Origin of the sequence: Sphingomonas faeni (genome assembly GCF_023195535.1) — a bacterium.
GTDB classification, from domain to species: Bacteria; Pseudomonadota; Alphaproteobacteria; order Sphingomonadales; family Sphingomonadaceae; genus Sphingomonas; species Sphingomonas faeni_B.
Window position 1 is genome coordinate 357,996 of sequence record NZ_JALPNF010000002.1, and the last position, 26,157, is coordinate 384,152.

Below are 26,157 nucleotides of genomic sequence, written 5' to 3' on the forward strand. Positions count from 1 at the left end.
GGGTTTGTGCTTGGGTGCGGGGTACCCGGCGGCGGCGTCCAAGTTTGTTTCCCCGCGAAGGCGGGGATCCAGACTGGGCTCCCGCCTTCGCGGGAGAACAAAGCGGCGGGCGATGGGAGTCCTAAGGAAGGAATTGTTCACGCGAAGGCGCGAGGGCGCGAAGAGAGTGAGAAGAGAAGTAGATTCGGGGTTCGCGCGGAGGCGCGGAGACGCGGAGGAGAAGGGCGCGGAGAAGAAGGGGGAAGCGGGTGTTGCCGCTTTGCGGGTTTTGGGGTATGCGCACCGGCTTCCATCTTCACTGTTGGAATTGCGGGAGGTTGCCGAGAGGTAGCCGCCATCACCGCTAGACTCACATAAAGAGAGTGACATGGCTAAAAAGATTACCGGATACATCAAGCTGCAGGTGCCTGCAGGCGAGGCAAAGCCGGCGCCGCCGATCGGGCCTGCGCTGGGTCAGCGCGGCGTGAACATCATGGAGTTCTGCAAGGCGTTCAACGCCGGCACGAGCGAACTGAAGAAGGGCATGCCGATCCCGACCGTCATCACGGTCTATGCGGATCGCTCGTTCTCGTTCGAGACCAAGACCCCGCCAGCATCGTACCTGATCAAGGAGGCCGCTGGTCTCAAGTCGGGTTCGAAGGAGCCGGGTAAGGTCGTCGCCGGCAAGATCAAGCGCAGCCAGCTGAGCGAGATCGCCACGACGAAGATGAAGGACCTCAACGCCAACGATATCGACGCTGCGACGAAGATCATCGAAGGCAGCGCCCGCGCAATGGGCCTCGAAGTGGTGGAGGGCTGAGATCATGGCTAAGCTGAGCAAGAAGCAGAAGGCCGTCACGGTCGACCTCGTCAAGCTGCACGGCATCGACGAGGCCATCGGTCTCGCACGGTCGGGCGCCACGTCGAAGTTCGACGAGACGATCGAAGTCGCGCTGAACCTGGGCGTCGATCCGCGTCATGCAGACCAGATGGTCCGCGGCGTGGTCACGCTGCCCAAGGGCACCGGCAAGACCGTCCGCGTCGGCGTGTTCGCCCGCGGCGCGAAGGCTGAAGAGGCTCTCGCAGCCGGCGCGGACGTGGTCGGCGCCGAGGACCTGATGGAAATCATCCAGGGTGGCACGATCGATTTCGATCGCTGCATCGCGACCCCGGACATGATGGGCATCGTCGGTCGCCTCGGTAAGGTGCTGGGTCCCAAGGGCCTGATGCCGAACCCGAAGCTCGGCACGGTGACGATGAACGTCGCCGCCGCGGTTCAGGCAGCCAAGGGCGGCCAGATCGAATACCGCGTCGAGAAGGCCGGCATCATCCATTCGGGCATCGGCAAGGCGTCGTTCCCGGCGGAAGACCTGCGCGCGAACTTCGACGCACTGGTCGACGCGGTGGTCAAGGCCAAGCCGACCGGCGCCAAGGGCAAGTACGTCCAGAAGGTCGCGATCTCGTCGACCATGGGTGCAGGCATCAAGGTCGATACGGCTGAGGTTGCAGGCGCGTAAGCCGCACGTGGCTAGCGCGAGCTAGCCACGAGACGGCGAGCGCCCGGCCGGCGCGGGCAACCGCGACCGACGAGGACGGGATTTACTCCCGTCCCGCCGCTAAGATTTGAGAGGGGCCGGGAGCGATCCCGGCCCTTTTTGCGTGTCCGGTCGATCCTCCCCCGCCAGGGGGAGGTGGCACCGAAGGTGACGGATGGGGAGGACACGGAACAGCCGACGTCGCCTTCCGCCCCCTCCGTCTGGCAAGGGCCAGCCACCTCCCCCTGGCGGGGGAGGATCGTGAGATGGCGTGACGGTCAGGGTTGGAGCGAACGCCCTGCCCCTCACTCCGCCAGCGCGCGCCTGGCATCGAGTGTCGACGCGAACACCGAGACATACTGCGTTACGCGCGCCTCTTCCGCCTCGGCCGCATATGCCGCCGTCATGTCGGGCGCGACGATCCGGCCTTCCACGATGTCGACGAGCGTGCGCGCGAGATCGAACGCGTTGCCGGGCTGGAAAGTGATGCCGACCTCGTCGCCCGCGACCTTCTCCGCCATGCCGCCGATCGCGCTGCACAGGATCGACCGGCCCGCGACCAGCGCCTCCTGGATGACGACGGGGGAGTTCTCCCACCAAATCGAGGGCACGACGATCCAGTCATACTGGCGCATCAACGCGACGACGTCGGTGTTGGCGTAGCGTCCCTTGTTCGCGACCACATCGGCGTTGGCGTCGAGCAACGCGGCGATCTTGGTCCGGAAATCGCCGCCCTGGATATCGAGGTTGGCGCCGTGGATACCGACCGACAGCGACGGACGAAGCGGCTTCGGGACCTGCGACACGGCCTCGAGTAGCACGTCGAGTCCCTTGTAGGGATTGATCTGCCCGAAGAAGCCGATCCGCGTCACGCCATCGTTCGATCGCCCAGGATCGGCCGCCGTCCCTTGCGCGATCAGATCGGGCGACAACGGGTTGTCGATCACCGTGATCCGCGCGCGATCGAGGCCCCAGTCGACGAACCGGTCGGCGAGAAACGTACTCGGCGAGACGAACCGCGCGACGGGCGCGAGCCGCTGGAGGATCATCGCCTTGCGCAGATAGAATTCGCCGGCGCTGTAATGCGGAAAACAGGCGGCGCACGCGGCGGGGGATTCGTCGCGACAGAGCCGGCCGTCGGTCTTGATCATCTGGCCGTCATTGTGACAGATCAGCAGGAACTCGTGCAGCGTCAGTACGACCGGGACGCGCGCACGCACGAGCAGTTCGACGACGTCGAGGCTCCAGTGCGCCAGATGTTCGATATGGACGATGTCGGGCTGGAACCGCTCGAGCAGCTGTCCGATCATCGTTTCGAGCACGGTGAAATGCGTGCTCTCGAGCGAGAAATGCTCCTGGCCCGGCGGATCGGCGAGGATTTCGGTCGGGCTCGCGCCGAACGCGCCGAACGACGCATCGTGACCGATCGCGCTTCGCGGCGCGCGTGCGGCCAGTACCGGGGCGATGTCGTCGCGACCGAGCAACCGCGCATAGAGGGCATGCGCCGCCTGTTCGCCGCCGCCGGTGGAAAACGCCGGATGGCCGTGAGCGAGGATCAGCACGCGCAGGCTCACGCTGCGAGATCCGCGTGCCAGCGCGTGTTGAAGCGGATGCAGTTGAGATAGGTGATCGCGCTGCGTAACGCCTCGCCACCGCTGAGGACGAGCGACTGACGTTCGAGATGCCGCATCCCGCCGCTCCGGACCAGACCGATCGGACGACCGCCCGCGACCGAGCGCATGCACAGATCGGCATCCTCGAAATCGCCGCGGACATAGCCCGGATCGAACCCGCCCAGCGTCTCGTACCAGTCGCGTGCGATCATCATCATCGCCCCGGTGACCGCTGGCACCTCGATCGTCACGGGCTCACCCCGATCGACCGGCCGCGGAGGCAGTCCCTTGCCCGGATGCTCGGCGGCAAACAGGTCGTGGAAATGGCGGCCCCTGCGCAGGACCATGCCGTCATGTTGCAGCGTATCGTCCTCGTACAGCAGCCGAAACCCGACGATCCCGAACCGGCCCTGATCCAGATCGGCGGCCGCCACCGTCAGCGCTTGCCCGTCCTCGATCCACACATCGGAGTTCTGGAACAGCAGTAGCGGCGCGCGTGAAACGCCCACCCCGATCGCGTTCGCGACCGAAAATCCGTAATTGCCGCCGTTGATCACCAGGGTCGTGGGGCGCTCGATCAGGCTGCGCCGATCCTGCAGATAGTTGCGGACGAACAGGTGCTGGCGCGGATCGTCGCTGACGTAGATGAACTCGGTGCCCGCGGGATACGCGGACTGGTTGGCGAGGATCGCGCGCAGCAGGAACGGCCGAGCGTACAGCGGGATGATCACCGACAGCCGTGGCGGCTCCGACACTTCGCACAGCCGTATCACCTCGTGCGTGACCGCATTGGCAGACTGCGCGGTCAACAAGGGTCCGGCATGGCGCAGCATCGTCGCCGGCGCGGGCAGCGCACTGCCACCGAAACAGGTGACAAAGTTGTTCAGCGCGTTCTCGACGCTGTCCACCCGATCGTCGCTCATCGCGAGCGCGCCGAGCGGCGTCGCCGTGCCGCCGCGGTCGGCCAGCACGAAAAGCCGCCGCGTCGCCCGATCGACTTGGCCCAGCGTCGTCAGGAACCCGTGATGGGTGGTATCGATCGCGTTCCCGCGGCGCTGCATCGCTTCGCCGACGTCGGGCCGGTCGAAGGTCGCGATGTCGGACGAGGCACGGACAGCGTCGAGCGTGTCGGTCAGGATCACGACCTGCCGGGTTGCCGCATTCTCGATCCAGCCGCTGATGATCAATCCGCCGCCGACTCGCGCCCAGCTATCCAGGAAGGTATGCGAGGTTTCGCCTATCGTGCCGCCGTTCACGCCCCATCGCACCGCGCGCGCGATCGCCGGTGCAAAGAGCCCATGGTCGTTGATCAGATCGATCGGCCAGCGCTGATCGGCCGCCACCCCGTCCGGCCCGACCACCAGTCGGGCAACTGCGAACTGCTGACTATGGACGGCGTTGCCGGCCGCGCCGAGGACGGTCAACGTGAGGCCCGACTCGAACAGGTCGAGCCCTGCAAACGGCTCGATCGCAACGCCGATCACGTAGCCGACGTCGAGCGACCGGTGACCATACAGCGCCGCGACGTCGGCGCGGTCGAACCGGACGCAGCATTCGACCGCCGCCTCGCCGATGCGGCCGTCCGCTGTCTCCAAGCGGATCGCGACCGGATCGCCCTTCCCCACGGTCCACCCGGCGATGACGAGTTTCCCGGCGACCACGACGCCGGAATCGATAAACATGCTGTCCACGGTCATGGGTAGGACTGCCTCTTCGCGCCACGGATGATGAGCAGGTCGGGCTCGCGATCGGCGGCTGGTCGCCCAGCGGCGCGCCGATACCGAGACCTTACTCTCCCCGCATGCCCGATCAGGCCGGTGAGACGGTTGCCGGAGCAGGCAGCAACGTTGCCGTACCATAGCCGGGCCGGAAGGGCGTGCAAGGGTGTGATCCTTACCGTATCCGAGCGCCGCGTATTGACTGCATCGGCAATGATTGCCAATGCAGCGATATGGATTTCTATACGACAGCAGCGTTCGGTCCCGATTGCTCGCTGGGCTTCCTCGCCCGGCGTATCCATCAGGGGGTTCAGGGTGCGCTGGAGCCGTTGTTCGCCGACGCGGGACCGAGCGTGACGCAATGGTCGGCGATGGTGTCGATCTGGTTCGGTCGCGCGAGTACCTGCGCGGACCTGGCACGCGATCTGGCGCATGACCGGGGAGCGACGACCCGGCTGGTCGATACGCTGGAGCAGCAGGGTTGGGTCACCCGCACCCGCGCGACCGACGACCGCCGCGTCGTGAACCTGATGCTGACCCCGGAAGGGACGGCGGTGACGGTCGAATGTCGCGATCGGGCGATCGCCTATTGGAACCGCGTGCTGGCGGACTGGGATCGCAGCGAGGTCGAGACGATGATTGCGCTGATGCAGAAACTGCGCGGGACGCTCGAGTCCGCGGCGATCGAGGACGGTGAAGCATGACCCGAACTAGGCTGTTGCTGGCCACCACGCTGGCGGGATCGCTGGCGGGATGCGCGGTTCCAGCCTCGAAGGGCATCGTCGAGCCGGTGTCGACCACCGCGCTGGGACTGTCGACGGATGCCGCACCGGTGATCGCGGCCGATTGGTGGCGCGGGTTCGGTGATCCGCAACTGGACCGGCTGGTGAACGACGCGGTGGCGGGCAATCCGTCGCTCGACGCGGCGCTCGCGCGGGTTGCGCAGGCGCAGGCGGTGTTGTCGACAAACCGCGCGGAGAATGGCCCGAACGTCACGCTCGATGCGCAGGAGCAATATGCGCGGTTGAGCGGGCGGTACACGATCCCGCCCCCCTTTGCCGGGTCGACCCGGTTCGTCGGGACGGTTGCGGCGAACCTGTCGTGGAACCTCGATCTGTTCGGGCGGCAGAAGGCGGCGATCGCGGGTGCACGCGCGTCGGTGCGCGCGGCGGCGCTCGACGTGGCGGCGGCGCGGCTGGCGCTGTCGGGGGCGGTGGTACAGACCTATATCGACCTCGAACGCGCCGAGGCGCAGGCGGGGATCGCGACGCGGACGATCGCGACGCGCGAGAATACGCTGCGGCTGGTCAACGTGCGGATCCGCAACAAGCTCGGTAGCAAGCTGGATGCGCAGGCGGCGACGACGCTGCTGGCGCAGGCGCGGCAGGCGCTGGTGCGTGCGCAGGCCGCGCAGGTGCTGGCGAAGAACGCGCTGGCGGAGCTGGCCGGGCGCGGGGTGGATTATCCGGCGACGATCGGCGCGACTGCGCTGAAGCTCGATGCGGTGTTGCCGTTGCCTGCGTCCGTCCCTGCGGACCTGCTCGCGCGGCGGGCGGATATCGGGGCGGCGCAAGCGCGGATCGAAGCGGCGGCGGCGGGGCGTCAGGTGGCACGGCGCGCCTTTTATCCGAACGTGAATCTGGCGGGGTTGGCTGGGTTCCAGGCGGTCGGGCTCGGCAATCTGGTATCGCTCGATGCCGGGACGGTAGGCGTCGGGCCGGCGATTCATTTGCCGATTTTCGACAATGGCCGGCTGAAGGCCGATCTGGCGGGCGCGACCGCGGCGCTCGATCTGGCGACCGCGGATTATAACGACCGCGTGGTCGGCGCAGTGCGCGAGGCGGCGGACGCGGTGGCGCGGATCTCAGCGCTGGACGCCGACCGGCAACGACAACGCGAGGTGGTGCGCGGCTATGCCGAGACCGGGCGGTTGAACGCGATCCGCGTGTCGAGCGGGCTCGATAGCCGGCTCGACCTCGTCGACAACGACGTGCGGTTGCTCGCCGCCGAACAGGCCGATGCCGATCTTGCCGCCAATGCAGCCCAACAGCGCGTCCAGCTGGTGCTGGCACTGGGTGGCGGTTTCGATTTTCAGGATGTGACACGATGACCGATACGCAGACCGATCCGGCACCCGCACCCGCAACTCCTCCCGTACCCGCTGGCAATCCGCAGGCACGCAAGCGGGCGCTGACGATCCTCGGCGTCGTCGTCGTGATCGGCGCGATCGTGTGGGCGGTGTTCCACTTCCTGCTCGCCGCGCCCGAGCAGGAAACCGACGACGCGTATGTCGCGGGCGACGTGGTGGCGATCACCGCGCGCGATCCGGGGCAGGTGACCGCGATCCATGCCGACAACACGCAGGTGGTGAAGGCGGGCCAGCCGCTGATCGATCTCGATGCGGCGACCGCGGATGTCGGCGTCGCCTCGGCCGAGGCGGAATTGGCGCGGGCGGTGCGGTCGACGCGGTCGGACTTCTCGAAGGTGAACGAGACCGGCGCGGCGGTGGTCCAGGCCGAGGCCGAGCTGGCGCGCGCGCGGAACGACCTTGCGCGGCGTCGCGGGGCGGCCGCGGAAGGCGCGATCTCGGGCGAGGAACTGAGCCATGCGGCGGATCAGGTGAAGGTGGCGGCGGCGACGCTGCAACTCGCGCGCAGCCAGCAGGCACAGTCGCGCAGCGGCGTTGCGGGTACGACCGTGTCGAACAACCCGGCGGTGCTGGCGGCGATCGCGGCGTATCGACGCGCGGCGATCACACGCAGCCACATGCATGTGGTCGCACCGATCGACGGCGTGGTGGCGCAGCGGACCGTGCAGCTCGGGCAGCAGGTGTCGGCGGGGATGCCGCTGATGGCGGTAGTGCCGCTCGATCGCGTCTGGGTCGATGCGAACTTCCGCGAGACGCAGTTGCGCGATCTGCGGATCGGGCAGCCGGCGACGGTGACCGCGGACATGTACGGCGACGACCTCGTCTATCACGGGCGTGTCGTCGGGCTGGGCGCGGGCAGCGGCAACGCGTTCGCGCTGTTGCCGCCGCAGAACGCCAGCGGCAACTGGATCAAGATTACCCAGCGCGTGCCGGTCCGGATCGCGCTCGACAAGGGCGAATTGCGGCGCAATCCGTTGCGGGTTGGGCTGTCGGTGAACACGATCGTCGATACCGCGGACAAGTCGGGGACGATGGTCGGGCGGCCGGCGGTGGCGGCGTACAAGGGGCTGGCGACCGGCGCGGGCGATGCTGCGGTCGAGGCGAAGATCCGGCAGATCATTGCGGCGAACCGGTGATGATCGTGCGCGATCGGGGTGTGGTGAGCAAAGAGGGTGTGGCGTGCCTGACTGAATGCGGCATGCCCCTTCTTGTTCTCCCGCGACGGCGGGAGCCCAGACTGGGCTCCCGCCTTCGCGGGAGAACAAGAAGGGGGCGGTTCGCTGTGTTGGGCGCACTACCCCGGCGGAGGCCGGGGCCCAATTGGGGAGGTGGTCGTAATGGAGCGTCGTCCTCTATCAGCAGCGTTTCCCAATTGGGCCCCGGCCTTCGCCGGGGTGGTGCTTGTTATTTTGGCTTCGTGCTTGATCGGAGCGCCGCATAATGGCCGCTCCCTCAGGTCCCGGCCCAGCCCCGCTCGTCGGCGGCTCGCTCGCGCTGACCGCGTTCGCGCTGGCGCTTGGCACGTTCATGCAGGTGCTCGACACCACCATCGCCAACGTCTCGCTGCCGACGATCGCCGGCAATCTCGGTGTCTCCAGCGACAACTCCACCTGGATCGTCACGGCGTTCGCGGTCGCCAACGGCGTCGCGGTGCCGCTGACCGGCTGGCTGATGGGCCGGTTCGGCGTGGTGCGGACGTTCTGCGTGTCCGTCTTCCTGTTCACGATCGCGTCGTTCCTGTGCGGGATCGCGTGGGACCTGCCGTCGCTGATCGGCTTCCGCATTCTCCAGGGCGCGGTGTCGGGGCCGATGATCCCCGGCAGCCAGGCGCTGCTGATCGCGATCTTCCCCGTCCACAAACGCTCTACCGCGCTCGGGATCTGGTCGATGACGACTTTGGTCGCGCCGATCATGGGGCCGATCCTGGGCGGCTACATCTCCGATAATTATCACTGGAGCTGGATTTTCCTGATCAACGTGCCGTTCGGGATGTTCTGCGCGTTCGTGTGCTGGAACAAGCTCGGCAAGCGCGACACCCCGACGCGCAAGCTGCCGATCGACCAGGTCGGGCTGATCCTGTTGGTGGTATGGGTCGGTGCGCTGCAGATCGTGCTCGATCTCGGCAAGAACGACGACTGGTTCGCCGCCGACCGGATCGTCATCGCCGCGGTCGTCGCGACAATCGGCTTTATCGGCTGGATCATCTGGGAGCTGACCGACGCCAATCCGGCGGTGAACCTGTCGCTGTTCAAGAGCCGCAACTTCACTATCGGTACGATCGCGTTCTGCCTCGGCTATGCGGTGTTCTTCGCCAATACGCTGCTGCTGCCGCTGTGGTTGCAGACCCAGCTCGGCTACACCGCGACCTGGGCGGGGCTGGTCGCGGCGCCGTCGGGGGCGGTCGCGGTGCTGCTGACGCCGTTCGTGGCGCGGCTGAGCGGCAAGATCGACGCGCGCATCCTCGCCACCGTGGCGTTCGCGTCGTTCGGCTACTCCTATTATCTGCGCTCGGGCTACACCACGGGGGCGAGCTTCTACGATCTGATGCTGCCGTTGATGGTGCAGGGGATCGCGATGAGCACGTTCTTCTTGGCCATGCTGACGATCTCGCTCGATCGTATCCCGGCGGAGCGGCTGCCGTCGGCGACCGGCATCTCGAACTTCGCGCGCATCACCTCGGGCAGCTTCGCCGCGTCGATCATCACGACGGCGTGGGATCGCCGCGAGACGCTGCACCAGAGTCGGCTGTCGGAGGCGATCGGGACGGGTTCGCCCTACCAGATGGCGCAGGGGGCGTTGACGCGGATGGGGCTGACCGACGTCCAGGCAGCGGGCGCGATCACGCGGCAGATGGTGGCGCAGGCGTATCTGCTCGCATCGACCGACCTGTTCCGCCTGTCGGCCTGGCTGTGTCTGGCGATGGTGATCATCGTCTGGTTCACGCGTCGTGCCAGTCCGCCGCAGGGGCCGATCGCGGCGGACTGAGGCGGGGCGCAACGATCCGCTCCGCCAGGGCAATCACGATCGCCGGGTCAGCATCAGCCGCACGCCGTTGCCGGCGCGCAGCGTCAGCCTGCTGATCGGTTCGGGATCGTCGCCGGGGATCGTCGCAAGATCGAACGCCTGCACGATCCCCGCCAGCGTCAGCAACGCCTCCTGTTGCGCGAAGCCGGCGCCGATGCACATGCGGGGCCCCTTGCCGAACGGGAGATAGGCGTGGCGACAGGCCTGCGCCTGCTCGGGATCGTCGAACCGATCGGGATCGAAGCCGTGCGGTTCGGGGAAATTGTCTTGGTTGCGCTGGATCAGCCATGGCGAGACGACGAGCATGGCATCGGTCTCGATATGCTTGTCGCGCATGTCGACCGGACACGTGGCGCTGCGCACGAGGAAGCTCAGCGGCGGGTAGAGGCGCAGCGTCTCGCGGAAGACGTTGCGCGTGACGTGGAGAGTCCGGAGCGCGTCATAGGTGAGCGGCCCCTCCCCCGCCTCGGCCCGGATCGCGTCCTGCAACGCGGGATCGCGCGCGAGGAGATAGAGCGCCCAGGTGATCGCGCTGGCGGCGGTCTCGTGGCCGGCCAGGAAGATCGTCGAGACCTGTCCCATCACCTCCTGCTCGGTGAACGCTGCGGCAGTCCGCGGATGGCGCGCGTCGATCAGCGATTGGAGGATGTCCTCGCCGCGGTCGCCGCGCGAGTGCGTTGCTGCATAGCGCGTGGCAACGATGTCGGCGAAGACCGCGTGGATCCGCGCGGCGGCACGCTGGGCGCGGGCAAGATAGCCGAGCCCCGGCAGCCGATACAGCTTCAGCATCGAATGGCGCTGCGCCTGCTTCTGATAGTCGTGGAACGCGTCGAAGATCTCGCGCGCGCCTGCCGCATCGAGCGGGCGTGAGAACATCGTGCGAAAGATCACGTCGGCGGCGATGTGCGTCGCGAGCGGGTCGATCGACACCGGCTTCGCCAGGTCGAGCGCGCGCATCGTCGCGAGCAGGTCGTCGACTGCGGCGGCCATCATCGGGAACACGCCCTTGAGTGCGGTATGGCTGAAGGCGGGGTTCACCATCGCCCGCTGGTCGCGCCAGTCCTGGCCGATCGCCGAGAATACCGCGTTGCCGATCAGCGGATCGAGCAGGTCCTGGAGGAAGCGGTGCTTGGGAAATATCTCGGCATCGGTTTCGAGTATGCGGTGGACCAGGGGCAGTTCGTTGGCGATGTAGAACGAGAGCGCGGGAGTATGGATCTCGCCCATCTTCATCGTGTAGCTCTTGTCGAACAGCACATGGATCCACGAGTTCCAGCCGCGCAGGAACCGTTTGAGCAGCGAGGATCTGGTGGCGTGCGGCTGCGGATAGGGCGGCGTGAAGCGGACCGTCATGCAATCGTCCGGAACGCGACCACGGAGGCCTCGATGCCGCGGCCGGAGGCGGTGAGACTGGGCAGGTCGAGCGGACTGACGCGGTCGCCGACGCGCAGATAGTCGAAATGGATCTCGTATTTGTTGCGCCAGCCCTTGTGATAGGTTTCGGGCTCATAGAAGCGGTGGAAACGCGGGCTCAGCAGCTCGATCCGCGGGCTTGGCGACGGCTCCACCAGCAACAGCGGGTTGGCGCCGAAGAACGCCGCGCCGTCGGGCGGCGAGCCGATGTCGATCCAACGGAAATCCTGCCGCGACAGATAGCGGAGGCGCGCGTGAAACCGCACCGCATCGCGGCGGCAGGCGACCAGCGGGATGCAGTGGCCATAGGTGACGAGCACGAAATTGGCGGGCAGCTTGCCGTCGTAGCGCACGAGCAGTCGCGCCATCAGCAGCATCGCGAGGATCGAGCCGTTGCTGTGGCTGATCAGCAGGACCTCGTCATACTCGCCGTGCAGGTCCTGTGCGATCTCCTCGACGAACGCATCGAGCCGGGCTTGCAAGGCGGGCGATCCCTCGCCGTCGCCGAACTCGCCGTTGAACACGAAGAAGCGCAACAGCCACGGCGCCCGGATACCGTTGAGCAACGGGATCGAGGCGGCGGCGCCCAGGACCAGTCCGATCGGCAACGCCAGCCACCAGGGCAGCCACATCAGCGCGATGAGGACCAACGGCACCGCAAGCAGCAACGGCAGCAGGATGCTGAGGATCGGCGGATAGAGCATCGTCACCAGCGGGCCGGTGGCGATTTTCCTGACGGCCGCGAAGTCGAACAGCCGGGCATGATCGGCGTAGACGCGCGCGGCGCGGCGCGCGAGTTGCACCGGATTGCGGATCCAGGCCTGCTGGACGATGTCCTCCCACCGCAGGAAACTATACTCGGTGATCGCGTCGACGGTATCGTTGCGGATCGTCCAGTCGCTGCGGATCGACGAGGCCTTGCGGCGACGCGAAACGGTCACGGCTTCGCCGGTCTTTTCCGCATAACGACCAAGCTGTTCCTTGGCGAGATTGTAATAAAAACGCACACCACGCGGGTCGAACCCACCCAGGTAGAAGACTTTACGCTTGAATGTCGCCACCATCGCCGCCTACTTCCCGTATGCCGCACGACGAGACACTTCCCGCACGCAACTATTGCTACTTCCTGGACCACCGGAAATATAATCGCAATCGCGGCTGTCAATTGCATGACAATGCTTACGGGATTGCCGGCGGTGGCAGAGAATCGTTTCGCCGGGCCTCCGATACTGTCTTGTACCGGACGATGCGTGATCAAGGCGACCCGATGGCGCTCATTGCACTTCTGGCATGTCGCGGTTTCGGTTGGTTTTTCTTCAACTATCACTCTGGCCGGTGGCTGTGGCGCGGCCAGTTGTTACGACGCTTCGTCAAGGATCGATCGTGAGAATCGCGCCGCCGCCCGGTCGTCGCGTGACCGTCGGCGCGGTGACGTTCGCCGCTGACCTGCCGTTCGTCTTCGTCAGCGGGCCGTGCCAGATCGAAACCCGCGACCATAGTCTGCGGCTCGCCGACTATCTGGTCGCAGCGACGCGCGCCGCCGGCGTACCGTTCGTGTTCAAGGCCTCGTACGACAAGGCGAACCGGACCTCGGGGGCGGGACAGCGCGGCATCGGCCTCGACGAAGGCTTACGGATCCTTGCCGATATTCGCGACGCGTTCGGCTGCCCGGTGCTGACGGACGTGCACGCCGTCGACCAGGTCGCGGCCGCGGCGGATGCGGTCGACATCGTCCAGATCCCCGCGTTTCTCTGCCGGCAGACCGACCTGCTGCTGGCGGCAGGCCGATCGGGGCGCGTCGTCAACGTCAAGAAGGGCCAGTTCCTGGCGCCGTGGGACATGGCCGCCGTCGCCGCGAAGATAGCGTCGACCGGCAATACCGACATCATCCTGTGCGATCGCGGTGCGAGCTTCGGCTACAACACGCTGGTGTCGGACATGCGCGCGCTGCCGATCATGGCGCGCACCGGCTATCCGGTGATGTTCGACGCGACGCATTCGGTCCAGGCGCCGGGCGGACGCGGCGACTCCTCGGGCGGCGACCGCGACTTCGCGCCCGTCCTCGCCCGCGCCGCGGTCGCCGCCGGCGTCGCCGCGGTGTTCGCCGAAGCGCACGACGATCCCGCCAACGCGCCCTCGGACGGGGCGATCATGTTGCCGCTCGAGTGGATCGCGCCGTTGTTGGCGACGCTGGTCGCGATCGACGCGGTGGTGAAAGCGTGAAGGCGTAAACACCTTTGGGGATCAGGGCAGTGTCAGTTCGCCGGGGGCGCGTCCTTCTTCGCCAGCGCCGTGATGGTGCTCCCCTCCACGCGCCAGACCTGCGCATCGGGCGTCCGCACGAACACCGGCATGCGCATGCGATACGACGCAAAGACATGGATCTCGGTCGGCATGGGATCGAGCAGGTGATTGACCATGAACCCGACTGGCGTGGCGCCCTTCGGCAATTTGGGTGCGGTCATGGGGAGGCATGACACGCTGTAGGGACGCGACGCGAGAACCGTTCCGTCAGGCGCGACGATGACGCGGTAGTTTCCGCCCATCGGAAACGTGCCCTGCGTCACCTGCGCCGACAGAAGATAGGCCGCCACGGGACCGCCCTTGCGCGATGGCAGCACGACGGTGTTGAACGGCTTTGGCGTACACGGGGTATATCCACGGTCGCGCGCCCGGACTGCGGCGGCGTCGCGCGCGTGGGCAAGGATGGCCTGGTCCGCGGTGAGCGGAACCGGCTGAACGAGGCGGTCTTTGCGGACGACCTTGCCGCGCCGCACATCGGCGACGAAGAACGCATGCGCGGTCGCCGCAGCGCCCCGGTAATAAGTTACGCGCAGGATCTCGTCGTCCAGTGCCTCGACGACATAGCCGCCAAGGCCCGTCGGTATGTCCTGTGCGGCGACCGCCGTCAGGGCATCGGAACTCACCGATGCCGCCTGGTCGAACGTATAGAGCAGGCGGCCGAGATTGGCGGATTCGGCAACTCTCTGGTCCGTCGACCGTGGGGCCGGCGCTTGAGGCGGCGCCGGTGCCGCACCGCTCGACGCCTGAAGTAGCGCCGCAGACCATAAACCGAGCGATGCCAGCATCAACGAAACTCCCTCTCGCCCCTGCACGCTGGACCGCTATCGTCGATCCGGCAAGGTCGATCCGGGACGGAACACGGCATCGCCCGCGATCCGCCAGTCGGACGGGTTACGGCCGCACGTCCCAGGCCACCGCTCGCGGCGGTGCGTTCGCCAGGACGGCGATCATGCCATAGGCACCGGTGCGCAACGGGGTCATGCCGGGTAGCGCAAAGCGGGCATGTCCGCTGCTCGTGACGACCAGCGTCGTGCCCGCCGCATCCGCCAACGCACGCCGCCAGGCGATCCGGCGCGCATCGGCATCGACCCACCACCCGTCGGGCACGGTCGCATCCCGCTTCCAGGCGTCGAGCGCCGGCTGGCCGAGGCGCGCGAGCACCGCAGCTTCGCAGTGATCCTCGTCGGGACCATGGTCGATCTCCCGCAGCCATTCGCCAACGCGCACCGGGCAATCCTGCCCCGCCGCCGCCAGCAGGATTTCGGCGGTCTGTAGGGTGCGGCGCAACGGTCCGCAGTCGACCCGATCGAAGACGATACCGCGCCGCGCGAAATCATGGCCGAGCGCGCGGGCCTGCTCACGGCCGGTGACCACCAGCGGCACATCGGTGCGGCCACCGATCCGGCGCGGCGCGTCGTCCGCCCCGAACGTGTTGCCGTGACGGACGACGAACACGCGGGCCATCACGAATCGTCCAGCGGATCGCCGTGCGCCGCGATCAGCGCTTCGGCGCGGACGATGTCCGCTTCGGTATCGATGCCCGATATGTCGAATCGCGCCGGTGGGATCTCGACCGCGTCGATCGTCAGGCCCAGCTCGAACAGGCGAAGCTGCTCTAGCCCCTCATAGCGCTCGAGGTCGCTTGGCGCCGCCGCCTCGAACGCCTGCAGCGCCGCCAGCCGGTAGGCGTACAATCCGACGTGCCGCCACACCGGTGACAACCCCATCGATGACGACCTGACGGTCGCTTCGTCGCGGATCGCCGGCAGGATCTGCTTCGAGAACCAGAGCGCGCGCCCCGCTGCGGTGCGGACGCAGGTGGTGCCGCTGAACGGCGCGGTGTGCTTGTGGAGACGCAGCGCATCGAGCGCCGACCAGTCGAGCCGCACCACCGACGTCGCGATATCGGCGCTCCCGACCGACAGCGCGGCGATGACCGCGGCAACCGAGGCGGGCGACTGGAACGGCGCATCGCCCTGAAGATTGACGACGATCCCCGGCGCCGGGCCCTTGCCGGCCGGTGTCGCCATCGCCGCTGCGAGCGCGCGCCCCGACCCCGATGTGATCGCCCGCCGCGTCATCACCGCGTCGCACCCGATCGCACGGGCATGCGCGGCGATCTCCGGGGTATCCGTCGCAACGACCAGCGTGGCATCGCCGCGCTGCGCGATCGCCCGGCGACCGAGCCCGATCGTGCGATGCAGCAGGCTGAGACCGGCGATCGTCCGCAACGGCTTCATCGGCAGGCGCGAAGACCCGCCGCGCGCCGGGATGACTACCAGGATGGTCAGGCGATGCCTGCACGCAAGGTATCGTGCATGTGGATGACACCGAGCAGATAGCCGGCGTCGGCGACGAACATCATCGTCACGCTGTTCGCCTGCATCCGCCGCAGTGCTTCGGACGCGAGCTCGTTCGGCGCGATCTTGATCGGACTGCACGTCATCCACGCATCGACGCGCGCGGCCATGCTGCCGCCGCCGGTGATGGTCCGACGCAGGTCGCCATCGGTGAACGCGCCGACCAGCCGGTCCTCGGCATCCACGACCGCCGTGCCGCCGTACCGGGCCCGCGTCATCTCGATGGTAGCATCGAGCAGGCTGGCGGCGGCCCCCACCTTGGGCACGTCGGCGCCGGTCGACATCAGGTCCTGGACCTTGAGCAATTGCGCCCCCAGCCGGCCCTTGGGATGAAACTTGTAGAAATCGTCCGCCGAGAATCCGCGAAGATCGACCAGCGCCATCGCGAGCGCATCGCCGAGCACGAGTTGCAGCGTCGTCGAGGTGGTCGGGGTAAGCTGGATCGGGCAGGCCTCGCGTACGGCGGGCAGGTTGAGAAGCACGTCGGCCGCGCGCCCCGCCATGCTGTGCGCCCGCGACGTGATGGCGGCCATCGGAATGCCGAAGCGCTTGCAATAGGTGATGATCGGCGCGAGCTCGGCGCTCTCGCCCGATAGCGTGATCATCAGCACCAGATCCTTGTCGGTGATCATGCCGAGATCGCCATGGCCCGCTTCGGCGGGGTGCAGGAACATGGCGGGCGTGCCGGTCGAGGTGAGCGTTGCCGTGAGCTTGCGCGCGATGATCCCGCTCTTGCCCATGCCGGTCACGATCACGCGCCCGCCAAGCCGGTAGATCTGCTGCACAAGCCGTTCGAATGCATCGGAAAACGGCCGGTCGGTGAAGCGAACAGGGCCTCGAGCCCTTCCGACGTGATCGCCAACGTGCGCAGCGCCGATGCAGCGGTGCGCGATACGCCTAATGTTCGCACTGCCCCCGCCAGTCGCGTGCCCACGATCCACGCCCCCTATATTACGTATAGTGCCCCCATAACCCCGACGATCATCGTTTCCGACATTATCCATCCGACGGATACCCGCCCGAACACACCGGATGATTTTCCAGATAGGTTTTAGCTGCAATAAACTTGCCCGTATTGTCTTACGACCCACGCGTTATTCGTAACAACAGGTGAAGTTTACAATGCAGGATTGGGAAGTTCGTTTTTGGGACACTCGATTATTTCTCGATCGATATGAGAATCGAAACGATCCCGAAACTTTTTAAGCCTAATGATCCACTTACCAAGTTCAAACGCCTGTGGGGGGCCAGACCTATGATCATCACGACACCCGTTTTGCGGGCCGCCGCTTCATGCCTTTTTCTCATGTCGGCACCAGCGTTCGCCGGAGAGGTGCCGGCGTGCGGCACCATCGCCAGCAAACCACGATTGGTCTGCGACGAAGGCGCGTGCATCCGCGTTCCCTTCAAAGACCTGTGCGACGCCGTCCGCGCCTCGTATCCCGCGCGTGTCGTGGATCCAGCCAAGCGCCGCATCGTCCGACCGAGCCGGATCCAACTGAACCCGGTGCGCGACGAACTGACCCTGCTGATCGCCAGCGTGAGCTAGGCGATCGCAATGTCGGGCAGCATTTCGACTGCCGTGGAAGACGTTATGGCGAGCACGAACGCTGCACCGGGGATGACGCGGTCGATGCCAGAGATGGACGGCGCGAGCCTGCCATCCGGCAGGATATCGCGCTGCGTCACGCGGTGATCGCGTTCATGCGCGACGATGATCCGGTGCTCGTCCTCGATCAGCAGGAAGAACCGTGGCGACTGCCCGCCACTCGCGACATGCTGAAGCAGGGTCGGATGGCCCTGGTCGTCGAGGGCGAAGACCGCAATGCTGTCGTCACCACGGTTCGAGACATATAGCCGGTCGCCCGCGGCGTTCCCGGCGATGTGCGCGACGATCGACCCGGCCGCAGACTGCGTGCTTTCGGTATCGGGGTCGGTATCGGGGTCGGTATCGGGGTCGGTATCGGCTGGCAGGGTCGACAGGGTCGCGCGCGCGTGAAACGTCGAACCCGCGACAGTCAGCGTGATCAACTGGTTGGTCAATTCGCAGGCCAGATAGGCCAGACCCGGTCGTTTCGGGTGCAGGTACAGGTGGCGTGGCCCGGATCCCGGCGGCGCCGCGAACGCGACGATCGGCCGCCCCAGCGTGCCGTCCGCCGCATCGAACGCGAACGCCAGCACCTGATCGGTACCCAGATCGGTCGCGTACAGCCAGCGGTTGTCCGGACTGAATCCGACCCAATGCGCGTGCGGCGATTGCTGTCGAGCGGGGTTCGGACCCGATCCGGTGTTTTCACGCAGTATGGGCGCGTCTATGGGCAAGCCGGTCCCCGCCGCGAGCCGCTGCAGCGATATGCTGCCGCTCGCGTAATTGGCGACGGCGAGCCAGGACTGGCTGTGATCGAGCGCGATATGGCACGGGTCCGCGCCGCCGACCGGGAACCGCGCGAGACAGTGCCAAGGCATGGCCGCGTCGCTGCGATGACGGAACACCCCGACCGTCCCGCCCTGCTCGTCGACCAGATAGTGAAGATCGAACCGCGCGGCATGGACGCCGAACGAACAGTTCCGCGCGAGCGCGACCGGGGCGTCCACGCTCCAGCCATCGGTCGTGCATCGCAGCGGATACAGGCCCTTCCCACCCCCGCCGGCATAGGTCCCGATCCACAGCGATGCGCTGGGCCGGTCAGGGGGCGTTTCGGGATCGTGGCTGGTCATCGCCGCGCCCTTACGCTGTTCCGACCACGACGACAGGGGGAATTGGCCGATTCAAGGTGTTCACTGGGTACGCTAAACCCGACCAGTCGCGGTGCTCTCCCGAAATTCGAGAGCGCACCGCGTCTGGTCAGGCCGATCGACAAAACCGCCCGATGGGCCAGTTAGAAGTGGATCTTCACCGACCCCTTGTACGACTGGTTGGAGACGTCCTTGCGCTCGACGGTCGTGTCGGCCCCGATCGACACGTCGACCCGGTCGCCGACCAGCGTCAGCCCGGCGCTGATCTCACCCCAGTTCTTGTCCTGCCCGGCCAGCCCGAACAGCGCGTTCGGTCCGATCCCGCCGACGAAGTTCGCGCCGAACACGCCCGGCGTCGACTGAAAGTCGTGGACGTAGTTCGCCGCTGCATAGGGCCTGATCGAGCCGCCGCCGCTGAGCGACAGGCCAGCGCGTCCCTGCAGGCTGTCGAAGCTGTCGCGATCGACGAACAGGGCCGGTCCGCCGCCATTCTCGACCGACTTGCCGAAGCCGATATGGCTCGCGCGGAGCGAGACACGTGGGCCGACCTTGAGCATCGACAGGTCGAACGCCTTACCGAGGCCGACCTCGCTGACGACGGTCAACGCGTTGTCGGTGCCACGCAGGCGGTAGTTGGTGCCGACGAAGCCGACTGTGCGATCGGTCTTGGCGACGAACGCGCCCGCGCTGAACTGCGTATCGAGGACGATGCCCGATGCGGTCTCAAGCTTGCCGTACAGCGTACCCTGGAACAGTTCGCCGCGTGCGCGCTGTGCGATGCCAGCGGTCGTGCCGTCGGTGTTGGTGTACGAGAACGAGAAGCCGATCACGCCACCCTCGCCCGCCTGCTTCTCCAGACCCGCCGCCGCGAAATACCCGTCGAACTTGTCGTGCCCGCCAAACGGGTTCGTCCCCGGCATCGAACGGCTCTTGCCGTCGATATAGCCGCCGGCGATGAAGCCGCTCATGTCGTCGGGAAGGCGACCCTGCTGCAACACGGTGCCGCTCGAATCGCTCATCGTGTCCTGCCCGCCGGGAAGGTCGCTCGCCATCAGCGACGCGACCTGGACCGGCTTGCCGATCAGTGCGAGCGTGCCGCCGAGGCCGCCACGCGTATCGATCTGCGCGATGTGATCACGGTAGAAACGCGACATCGTGTCGATCGAGGCGATACCGAGGCTCGACTTGAGCGTTTCGGCCCGCGGCGCGAGACCCTCCAGCGTCGAGCGGATCGTCGCGGCGTTCTGCAGATCCAGCGAACCGTACACCGCACCCAATGCCGCGTAGTTCGACCGGTTCTGGTCGAGCAGTTGCGCATAGGCGCCCTGCACCGGCGTTGCCGCGACAACGTTGCGGTATTGGCCGGCCAGGATCCGCACCTGCACAGCGTTGCTGCTGTAGACATAGCTTGGCGTCAGGATCGCGCTGAGCGGAGTCGCCGCAGCGAACGAACCGCTGATGCCGCCTTGTGCGGTCACGATCGTGTAGAGGTCGTTGTACCGGATCGTCTGGCCCGCGACCGGTGCGAAGCCGACCCGACCGCCGAGGTTGGCAATGCCGTTGGTGGCCACGCCGGCCGCATTGAACGTCGTTGCGACGAAGGCGAGCTTGTCGGAGGTACCGTTCGGCCCGAGATCGACCAGCAGGTTGTTGGCCGAGGCAAGCACGCCGTTGCCCGCGACGGTCAGCGTACCGATCGTCCCCGTGGTACCCGGCGCGATCATGCCCGCGACGCTGGTGAAGAACGGCGTGTTGATCCGGCCCGATCCGGTCAGCAAGCCCGACAGCATGAAGTAATCGCCCGGCGTCGAGATGACGCCATCGTTCTGGACCACACCGGTCACCTGGTTGATCGTCATCAGGCTGGTCAACGACCCCGCCGACGTCACGGCCAGCTTCGCCGTGCTGCCCGCGACCGTGACCTTATCGACCGTCACTGCGGAGCCAAGCGTGGTCGTACCCGCCGCCGACAGCGTCACGTCGTAATAGCGCGCACTGCGCTGGGTCGTGCGGTCCGGATCGATGTTGTTCGGCACGAAGTTGGTCGCGCCCGGCAGGCCGTTGCCCAGCGTGGGCGACAAGACCGCCAATCCGACCGTGTCGCCGGCCGCCTGTGCGACGTCTTCCGCGCCCGGCAACAGGGTCGCGCTGCCCTTGCCCGAATGCGCGACCGTTTCGAGGATCAGCCCCTCGGCCGCCACGCCCTGCGCCGCCACCTTCGTGGCGACGGCCGCCGCCGCCGCCGGTGCGTCCGCGGTCGTGGTGACGGGAACGCCGTTGATCGACTGGACGCCAGTCTTCACGTCGACGCAATCGGCCTGGAAACAGACCTGGCCGAACTTGTTGTCGTCGCCCGCAATCCCCGCGCCGGTGGTCGTCGGCACGCCGTTGACCAACTGGCCGTCGACGATGATCTGGTAGTTGGGATCGAGCGCGGTCACCCAATGCGACGCGTCGGTCCACTGACCGTCGCCGGCCTTGGTCTGCGCATAACGATACGGGTTGTTCGCGGTGATATAGTCGGAAAACAGGTAGAGCGGCTGGTAGAAGCTTTCGGTGCCGTACGCCCCGAACGGCTGCGCGGCGTAGAACCGGCTACCCCCCGACAGCACGCCGATCACGACCTGCTTGGCAAAGGTCCGATCGAGGATCAACGGTCCGCCGGAATCGCCGCCCGCGGTCGTTCCTTCCTTGGGAAGCGCGTCGTCCTTGAACAGGTTGAAGTCGAACGGGCTGGCCGCTGCGGTACCGCGACGGGGATCGTCGAAATCGAGCTGGTAGAGGTTCTGCGGGAGGCCGCTGGTGGAGCCGAAGAGGAACGCGTCACGATCGTCGAACGAGCCGAGGATGCCGATCGTGTTCTCCGCGATACGACGGCGGAAATCGACGCCGTTGGTATCCCCCGTCAGCGTGCCGCCCTGTCCGTTGCGCCCATAGCCGCTGAGCGTGACGTGATAGCCCGTACCGGTCGTCTCGCTGATCGCGGCGGGTGCCGGCAACGCGGACAGCAGCAGCGCCCAGGTCGGGACGTTGGCCGCCGGCGTATCCAGCGTCGCGATGGCGACATCGGCCTGGAGAAAGTTCTGCGACAAGCCCAGCTTCAGCGAGTCGGCATTATAGACGACCTGGTTGACGTTATAGAGAAAATTGGCGGTGCTGGTCTTGAACTGGTTCGGGTTGGCAGCACCGGTGCCGGTGGTCGCCAGCAGCCATGCGCGGATCGCGGGGAGATTGTCCTGGGCGAACCCGAACGAGATCGGAATCCCGCCGCCCTGCGATCCGTAGGCCCAGGCGTCCTGGGCGCCGGTGCCGGCACCGTTCTCGTTGACGCAATGCGCCGCGAAGATGACGGTACGCGGATTGATCAGCGTCCCCGTGCACAGGCCGAGGCCGCCGCCGCCGGTGGAGATCGCCATTTGGCCGATGCCGTTGACGCCGCCCGCCACGTCCTGCGCGGTGGTCGGCGTACCCGGGGCCGAAATGACGATGTTTGGCGCGTTGACCAGATCGGCCGGGTTGAGCGAGCCGCCATAGCCGATCGTCTCGACGCCGGTCGGACGATCCTGCGCGGTCGCGGCGCCCGGCACGAACGCCGATGCCAGCAACGCCGTGGAAGCCAGCAGACCGGTACGCACGTCGCGCGAAATGGAACGCAGGGATGCGGTGTTCATCGAAAGAATTCCCCCAAGTTGCGCCGAACCGTCTGGACCGTGCGCGATGAGCGAGAGGGTATGCACCGCATTTTCAGAACGCAACGAACGAACGCTCGATATTCGACGCAATGTAACAATCCGTCACATTTGCGCTAATTATGCCACAGATCAGACAGATGGAGCGATCCGAGTGACCCGAGCGGGCGCCGCGATTCCGCATGAAACCGCGCGCGCGATCGGCTATGCTCGACCATCGCCTAGGGACGCCCGCGAGCACATGGCGACAGAGAGCCTCGACGCTCCCGCTTGCAGCGCCCGGAGTGCCTGCGATGATGATCGAAACCCGTGAAATCGCCTACAGCGTCATGCGCGAGGCGGCCGAACGCACCGCCTGCCGGCTCGCTACGGATCTGGCCACGAAGTCCGCGCATCGGCGATTGGCCGAACGCTATGCCGATCGAGTCTCGAGTCGCGTCAGGCGAACTCCCGAACCCGATTCCGAATGGTGACGCCCAACAGGGCGATGTCCAAGGCGGCCGCGACGGCGGCGTGCGGCGCGACCACGGCGACGCGGCGGTTTTCGACGGGTTCGCACGACGACGCGATTGGTGCGATCATCTTGCCCCCGCACCCTTCCCCGAAGCCCTCCCCCTTGCTAAGGCCCCTCCGGTAACAGCATTTTTCGCTCGGTCCCCGACGCGCCCGCGTGGCCTATATGGCTGCTTTCCCCTCGGCGCCCGGCGGCCCGACGCCCACGGGAAGGACCCCTATGACTGCCATTGGCCAGGATACCCTCAAGACCCGCACCAGCCTGTCGACCGGCGGCAAGTCGTACGACTATTACAGCCTCGCCAAGGCGTCCGAGCAGCTCGGCGACATCAGCCGCCTGCCGTTCTCGATGAAGGTGCTGCTCGAGAACCTGCTCCGCTTCGAGGACGGCGTGACCGTCACGCGCGAGGATATCCAGGCGATCGTCGACTGGCAGAAGGAGCGTCGCAGCGACCGCGAGATCCAGTATCGCCCCGCGCGCGTGCTGATGCAGGACTTCACCGGCGTCCCCTGCGTGGTCGATCTCGCGGCGATGCGCGACGCGATGACCAAGCTCGGCGGCAACCCCGAGAAGATCAACCCGCAGGTCCCCGTCCATCTCGTCATCGATCACTCGGTGATGGTCGACGAGTTCGGCACCCCGCAGGCGTTCCACGACAACGTCGACCTTGAGTACGAGCGCAACATCGAGCGCTACGAGTTTCTGAAGTGGGGCAGCAAGGCGCTCGACAATTTCCAGGTCGTCCCCCCCGGCACCGGCATCTGCCACCAGGTGAACCTCGAATATATCGGTCAGGCCGTATGGTCGTCGGCGTCGTCGGGTGACCACGGCGACGGCACGATGATCGCGTACCCGGACACGCTGGTCGGCACCGACAGCCACACGACGATGATCAACGGTCTCGGCGTGCTCGGCTGGGGCGTCGGCGGGATCGAGGCCGAGGCCGCGATGCTCGGCCAGCCCGTATCGATGCTGATCCCCGAAGTCGTCGGCTTCAAGCTGACCGGCGCGCTGAACGAGGGCATCACCGCCACCGATCTCGTGCTCACCGTCACGCAGATGCTGCGCGCCAAGGGCGTGGTCGGCCGCTTCGTCGAGTTCTTCGGCCCCGGCCTGTCGTCGATGACGCTCGCCGATCGCGCGACGATCGCCAACATGGCGCCCGAATACGGCGCCACGTGCGGCTTCTTCCCGATCGACGACAAGACGCTCGATTACATGCGCCTCACCGCGCGGTCCGATGAGAATGTCGAGCTGGTCGAGGCCTATGCCAAGGCCAACGGATTCTGGCGCGACGAGAACGCCGAGGATCCGGTCTTCACCGACACGCTCGAGCTCGACATGGGCACCGTCGTCGCCTCGCTTGCCGGCCCGAAGCGCCCGCAGGACCGCGTCAGCCTCAACAAGGTCGACGAGGTGTTCAACAGCGACCTCCACAAGCTCTACCACAAGGAGCAGCCCGCGCGCGTCGCGGTCGAGGGTCGCGAGCATGACATCGGCGACGGCGACGTCGTCATTGCCGCGATCACCAGCTGCACCAACACGTCGAACCCGTCGGTGCTGGTTGCCGCAGGGCTCGTGGCTCGCAAGGCCAACGCGCTCGGCCTCAAGTCGAAGCCGTGGGTGAAGACCTCGCTCGCGCCGGGTTCGCAGGTCGTCACCGACTATCTCGACAAGGCTGGCCTGACCGCGGACCTGAACGCACTCGGCTTCAACCTGGTCGGCTATGGCTGCACCACCTGCATCGGTAACTCGGGGCCGCTGGCGCCCGCGATCTCGGCTGCGATCAACGAGAACGATCTCGTCGCCGCGTCGGTGCTCTCGGGCAACCGCAACTTCGAAGGCCGCGTGTCGCCGGACGTCCGGGCCAACTTCCTGGCAAGCCCGCCGCTGGTCGTTGCCTATGCGATCAAGGGCACCGTCACGACCGACATGATCGAGACGCCGCTGGGCCAGGGTTCGGACGGGCAGGACGTGTATCTGCGCGATATCTGGCCGACCAACGAGGAAGTCCGCACGACGATGGACGCCAACATCGACGCCGGCATGTTCGGTGCGCGCTACGGCGACGTCTATGCGGGCGACGCCAAGTGGCGCGAGATCGACGTGACGGGCTCGGACACCTACGCATGGCGGGCAGGGTCGACCTATGTCGCAAACCCGCCCTATTTCGAGGGCCTCAGCATGACGCCGTCGCCTGTGCAGGACATCATCGACGCCAAGCCGCTTGCGATCCTCGGCGATTCGATCACCACCGATCACATCTCGCCGGCCGGTTCGATCAAGGCCGACTCGCCTGCTGGCCGCTTCCTGCAGGAGCATCAGGTCAGCAAGGCGGACTTCAACAGCTATGGCGCCCGCCGCGGCAACCATGACGTGATGATGCGCGGCACCTTCGCCAACATCCGCATCAAGAACGAGATGGTCCCCGGCGTCGAAGGCGGCATGTCGAAGTACGACGGCGAAGTCATGGCGATCTACGACGCCGCGATGCGCTTCAAGCAGGACGGCACGCCGCTCGTGATCGTCGCCGGCAAGGAATACGGCACCGGCTCGTCGCGCGACTGGGCGGCGAAGGGCACGAACTTGTTGGGCGTCCGCGCGGTCATCACCGAGAGCTTCGAGCGCATCCACCGCTCGAACCTGGTCGGCATGGGCGTGCTTCCGTTGCAGTTCGCTGAAGGCGTGGACCGCAAGACGCTCGGTCTTGATGGCTCGGAGACGTTCACGATCGTCGACGTCGCGAGCATCCGCCCACGTCAGGACGTCACCGTGAAGATGACCCGCGCCGACGGGTCGAGCGAGACGTTCCAGACCAAGTGCCGGATCGATACCGTCAACGAGCTGGAATATTTCCTCAACGGCGGCATCCTCCACTACGTCCTGCGCAAGCTGGCCGCATAAGACTGCTAAATCGTCCCGGAGCGATCCGGGACGACGGACGCGTTGCCGTCCAGACCGTTAGCTACCCGAAACGCCCGTCATCCCGGCGAAAGCTGGGATATCCCCGTGAGGCTCGCGTCGCCCACCACGAGGGATATCCCAGCGTTCGCTGGGATGACGTGTTTTGGCGGATGGGTGTGTTGGCGGATGACGGAAAGACGAGATCTTCGCCTACCGTCG

Annotated in this window: 20 protein-coding genes; 10 read left to right on the plus strand and 10 right to left on the minus strand. The window is 66.5% G+C overall.

Going from position 1 to position 26,157, the window contains the following annotated elements; all coding sequences use genetic code 11:
• Positions 1–367 precede the first annotated feature (367 nt).
• Positions 368–799: a 50S ribosomal protein L11 gene (rplK, locus tag SPHN_RS06115; protein ID WP_031392847.1), complete on the plus strand. Its 432-nt coding sequence runs from the start codon at positions 368–370 to the stop codon at positions 797–799.
• A gap of 4 nt (positions 800–803) precedes the next feature.
• On the plus strand, positions 804–1,496 hold the full coding sequence (gene rplA, locus SPHN_RS06120; RefSeq protein WP_136189394.1) for a 50S ribosomal protein L1: 693 nt from the start codon (positions 804–806) through the stop codon (positions 1,494–1,496).
• A gap of 323 nt (positions 1,497–1,819) precedes the next feature.
• On the opposite strand, the gene SPHN_RS06125 is transcribed toward rplA, so the two are convergent.
• Together SPHN_RS06125 and SPHN_RS06130 are read right to left on the minus strand one after the other, a co-directional pair.
• The gene (locus tag SPHN_RS06125) at positions 1,820–3,088 is read right to left on the minus strand and encodes a glycosyltransferase (RefSeq protein WP_248521956.1); all 1,269 of its coding nucleotides are present in this window, start codon (positions 3,086–3,088) and stop codon (positions 1,820–1,822) included.
• The gene (locus SPHN_RS06130) at positions 3,085–4,809 is read right to left on the minus strand and encodes a glycosyltransferase family 2 protein (RefSeq protein ID WP_248521958.1); all 1,725 of its coding nucleotides are present in this window, start codon (positions 4,807–4,809) and stop codon (positions 3,085–3,087) included. Before SPHN_RS06130 ends, SPHN_RS06125 begins: the two co-directional genes overlap by 4 nt.
• A gap of 269 nt (positions 4,810–5,078) precedes the next feature.
• Between SPHN_RS06130 and SPHN_RS06135 the strand changes: the two genes are divergently transcribed.
• The 4 genes from SPHN_RS06135 to SPHN_RS06150 all read left to right on the plus strand — a co-directional run bounded on the left by SPHN_RS06135 (position 5,079) and on the right by SPHN_RS06150 (position 9,979).
• Positions 5,079–5,549, plus strand: coding sequence for a MarR family winged helix-turn-helix transcriptional regulator (locus SPHN_RS06135; protein WP_248521960.1), 471 nt, complete (start codon positions 5,079–5,081; stop codon positions 5,547–5,549).
• Positions 5,546–6,955, plus strand: a complete 1,410-nt coding sequence (locus SPHN_RS06140) for an efflux transporter outer membrane subunit (RefSeq protein WP_248521962.1) — start codon at positions 5,546–5,548, stop codon at positions 6,953–6,955. The genes SPHN_RS06135 and SPHN_RS06140 overlap by 4 nt, the downstream gene beginning before the upstream one ends.
• Positions 6,952–8,130 (plus strand): efflux RND transporter periplasmic adaptor subunit, encoded by a 1,179-nt coding sequence (locus SPHN_RS06145; RefSeq protein WP_248521964.1) that lies wholly within the window; start codon positions 6,952–6,954, stop codon positions 8,128–8,130. Before SPHN_RS06140 ends, SPHN_RS06145 begins: the two co-directional genes overlap by 4 nt.
• A 304-nt stretch (positions 8,131–8,434) precedes the next feature.
• On the plus strand, positions 8,435–9,979 hold the full coding sequence (locus tag SPHN_RS06150) for a DHA2 family efflux MFS transporter permease subunit (RefSeq protein WP_248521966.1): 1,545 nt from the start codon (positions 8,435–8,437) through the stop codon (positions 9,977–9,979).
• Between the two features lie 33 nt (positions 9,980–10,012).
• Here SPHN_RS06150 and SPHN_RS06155 read toward each other — a convergent pair whose 3' ends face one another.
• Both SPHN_RS06155 and SPHN_RS06160 read right to left on the minus strand, forming a co-directional pair.
• A complete protein-coding gene (locus SPHN_RS06155) occupies positions 10,013–11,371 on the minus strand; it encodes a cytochrome P450 (protein ID WP_248521968.1) in 1,359 nt (452 codons plus the stop codon).
• The gene (locus SPHN_RS06160) at positions 11,368–12,495 is read right to left on the minus strand and encodes a hypothetical protein (protein WP_248521970.1); all 1,128 of its coding nucleotides are present in this window, start codon (positions 12,493–12,495) and stop codon (positions 11,368–11,370) included. The genes SPHN_RS06155 and SPHN_RS06160 overlap by 4 nt, the downstream gene beginning before the upstream one ends.
• Positions 12,496–12,820: 325 nt before the next feature.
• On the opposite strand from SPHN_RS06160, the gene kdsA reads away from it, so the two are divergent.
• Positions 12,821–13,654, plus strand: coding sequence for a 3-deoxy-8-phosphooctulonate synthase (kdsA, locus tag SPHN_RS06165; protein ID WP_248522404.1), 834 nt, complete (start codon positions 12,821–12,823; stop codon positions 13,652–13,654).
• 32 nt (positions 13,655–13,686) lie between these two features.
• On the opposite strand, the gene SPHN_RS06170 is transcribed toward kdsA, so the two are convergent.
• The 4 genes from SPHN_RS06170 to SPHN_RS06185 form a co-directional block, all read right to left on the minus strand.
• Positions 13,687–14,520, minus strand: coding sequence for a hypothetical protein (locus tag SPHN_RS06170; protein ID WP_248521971.1), 834 nt, complete (start codon positions 14,518–14,520; stop codon positions 13,687–13,689).
• Between the two features lie 106 nt (positions 14,521–14,626).
• Positions 14,627–15,199 (minus strand): histidine phosphatase family protein, encoded by a 573-nt coding sequence (locus tag SPHN_RS06175; protein ID WP_248521972.1) that lies wholly within the window; start codon positions 15,197–15,199, stop codon positions 14,627–14,629.
• Entirely contained in the window at positions 15,199–16,017 is an 819-nt protein-coding gene (gene kdsB / locus SPHN_RS06180; protein ID WP_282580479.1) for a 3-deoxy-manno-octulosonate cytidylyltransferase, read from the minus strand. The genes SPHN_RS06175 and kdsB overlap by 1 nt, the downstream gene beginning before the upstream one ends.
• Positions 16,018–16,022: 5 nt before the next feature.
• Positions 16,023–16,880 (minus strand): KpsF/GutQ family sugar-phosphate isomerase, encoded by an 858-nt coding sequence (locus SPHN_RS06185; RefSeq protein ID WP_432715058.1) that lies wholly within the window; start codon positions 16,878–16,880, stop codon positions 16,023–16,025.
• A gap of 470 nt (positions 16,881–17,350) precedes the next feature.
• Here SPHN_RS06185 and SPHN_RS06190 point away from each other — a divergent pair, with 470 nt between their 5' ends.
• Positions 17,351–17,644 carry a hypothetical protein gene (locus SPHN_RS06190; RefSeq protein ID WP_248521976.1) on the plus strand — a complete coding sequence of 98 codons (294 nt, stop codon included), beginning with the start codon at positions 17,351–17,353 and terminating at the stop codon, positions 17,642–17,644.
• Here SPHN_RS06190 and SPHN_RS06195 read toward each other — a convergent pair.
• A complete protein-coding gene (locus SPHN_RS06195) occupies positions 17,641–18,813 on the minus strand; it encodes a lactonase family protein (RefSeq protein ID WP_248521978.1) in 1,173 nt (390 codons plus the stop codon). The two genes, SPHN_RS06190 and SPHN_RS06195, sit on opposite strands and share 4 nt — an antisense overlap.
• Before the next feature lie 161 nt (positions 18,814–18,974).
• Positions 18,975–22,502 (minus strand): autotransporter outer membrane beta-barrel domain-containing protein, encoded by a 3,528-nt coding sequence (locus SPHN_RS06200; RefSeq protein WP_248521980.1) that lies wholly within the window; start codon positions 22,500–22,502, stop codon positions 18,975–18,977.
• A gap of 311 nt (positions 22,503–22,813) precedes the next feature.
• Between SPHN_RS06200 and SPHN_RS06205 the strand changes: the two genes are divergently transcribed.
• Together SPHN_RS06205 and acnA are read left to right on the plus strand one after the other, a co-directional pair.
• Positions 22,814–22,993 (plus strand): hypothetical protein, encoded by a 180-nt coding sequence (locus SPHN_RS06205; protein ID WP_248521982.1) that lies wholly within the window; start codon positions 22,814–22,816, stop codon positions 22,991–22,993.
• A gap of 260 nt (positions 22,994–23,253) precedes the next feature.
• Positions 23,254–25,938, plus strand: a complete 2,685-nt coding sequence (acnA, locus tag SPHN_RS06210) for an aconitate hydratase AcnA (protein WP_248521984.1) — start codon at positions 23,254–23,256, stop codon at positions 25,936–25,938.
• Positions 25,939–26,157 lie beyond the last annotated feature (219 nt).

Excerpts from the sequence above, each read along its gene's own strand:
- rplK (WP_031392847.1), top strand. The coding sequence starts at position 368 with ATGGCTAAAAAGATTACCGGATACATCAAGCTGCAGGTGCCTGCAGGC.
- rplA (WP_136189394.1), top strand. The coding sequence starts at position 804 with ATGGCTAAGCTGAGCAAGAAGCAGAAGGCCGTCACGGTCGACCTCGTC.
- SPHN_RS06130 (WP_248521958.1), bottom strand. The coding sequence starts at position 4,809 with ATGTTTATCGATTCCGGCGTCGTGGTCGCCGGGAAACTCGTCATCGCC.
- SPHN_RS06135 (WP_248521960.1), top strand. The coding sequence starts at position 5,079 with ATGGATTTCTATACGACAGCAGCGTTCGGTCCCGATTGCTCGCTGGGC.
- SPHN_RS06140 (WP_248521962.1), top strand. The coding sequence starts at position 5,546 with ATGACCCGAACTAGGCTGTTGCTGGCCACCACGCTGGCGGGATCGCTG.
- SPHN_RS06145 (WP_248521964.1), top strand. The coding sequence starts at position 6,952 with ATGACCGATACGCAGACCGATCCGGCACCCGCACCCGCAACTCCTCCC.
- SPHN_RS06150 (WP_248521966.1), top strand. The coding sequence starts at position 8,435 with ATGGCCGCTCCCTCAGGTCCCGGCCCAGCCCCGCTCGTCGGCGGCTCG.
- SPHN_RS06155 (WP_248521968.1), bottom strand. The coding sequence starts at position 11,371 with ATGACGGTCCGCTTCACGCCGCCCTATCCGCAGCCGCACGCCACCAGA.
- SPHN_RS06160 (WP_248521970.1), bottom strand. The coding sequence starts at position 12,495 with ATGGTGGCGACATTCAAGCGTAAAGTCTTCTACCTGGGTGGGTTCGAC.
- SPHN_RS06170 (WP_248521971.1), bottom strand. The coding sequence starts at position 14,520 with ATGCTGGCATCGCTCGGTTTATGGTCTGCGGCGCTACTTCAGGCGTCG.
- SPHN_RS06175 (WP_248521972.1), bottom strand. The coding sequence starts at position 15,199 with ATGGCCCGCGTGTTCGTCGTCCGTCACGGCAACACGTTCGGGGCGGAC.
- SPHN_RS06190 (WP_248521976.1), top strand. The coding sequence starts at position 17,351 with ATGATCATCACGACACCCGTTTTGCGGGCCGCCGCTTCATGCCTTTTT.
- SPHN_RS06195 (WP_248521978.1), bottom strand. The coding sequence starts at position 18,813 with ATGACCAGCCACGATCCCGAAACGCCCCCTGACCGGCCCAGCGCATCG.
- SPHN_RS06200 (WP_248521980.1), bottom strand. The coding sequence starts at position 22,502 with ATGAACACCGCATCCCTGCGTTCCATTTCGCGCGACGTGCGTACCGGT.
- SPHN_RS06205 (WP_248521982.1), top strand. The coding sequence starts at position 22,814 with ATGATGATCGAAACCCGTGAAATCGCCTACAGCGTCATGCGCGAGGCG.
- acnA (WP_248521984.1), top strand. The coding sequence starts at position 23,254 with ATGACTGCCATTGGCCAGGATACCCTCAAGACCCGCACCAGCCTGTCG.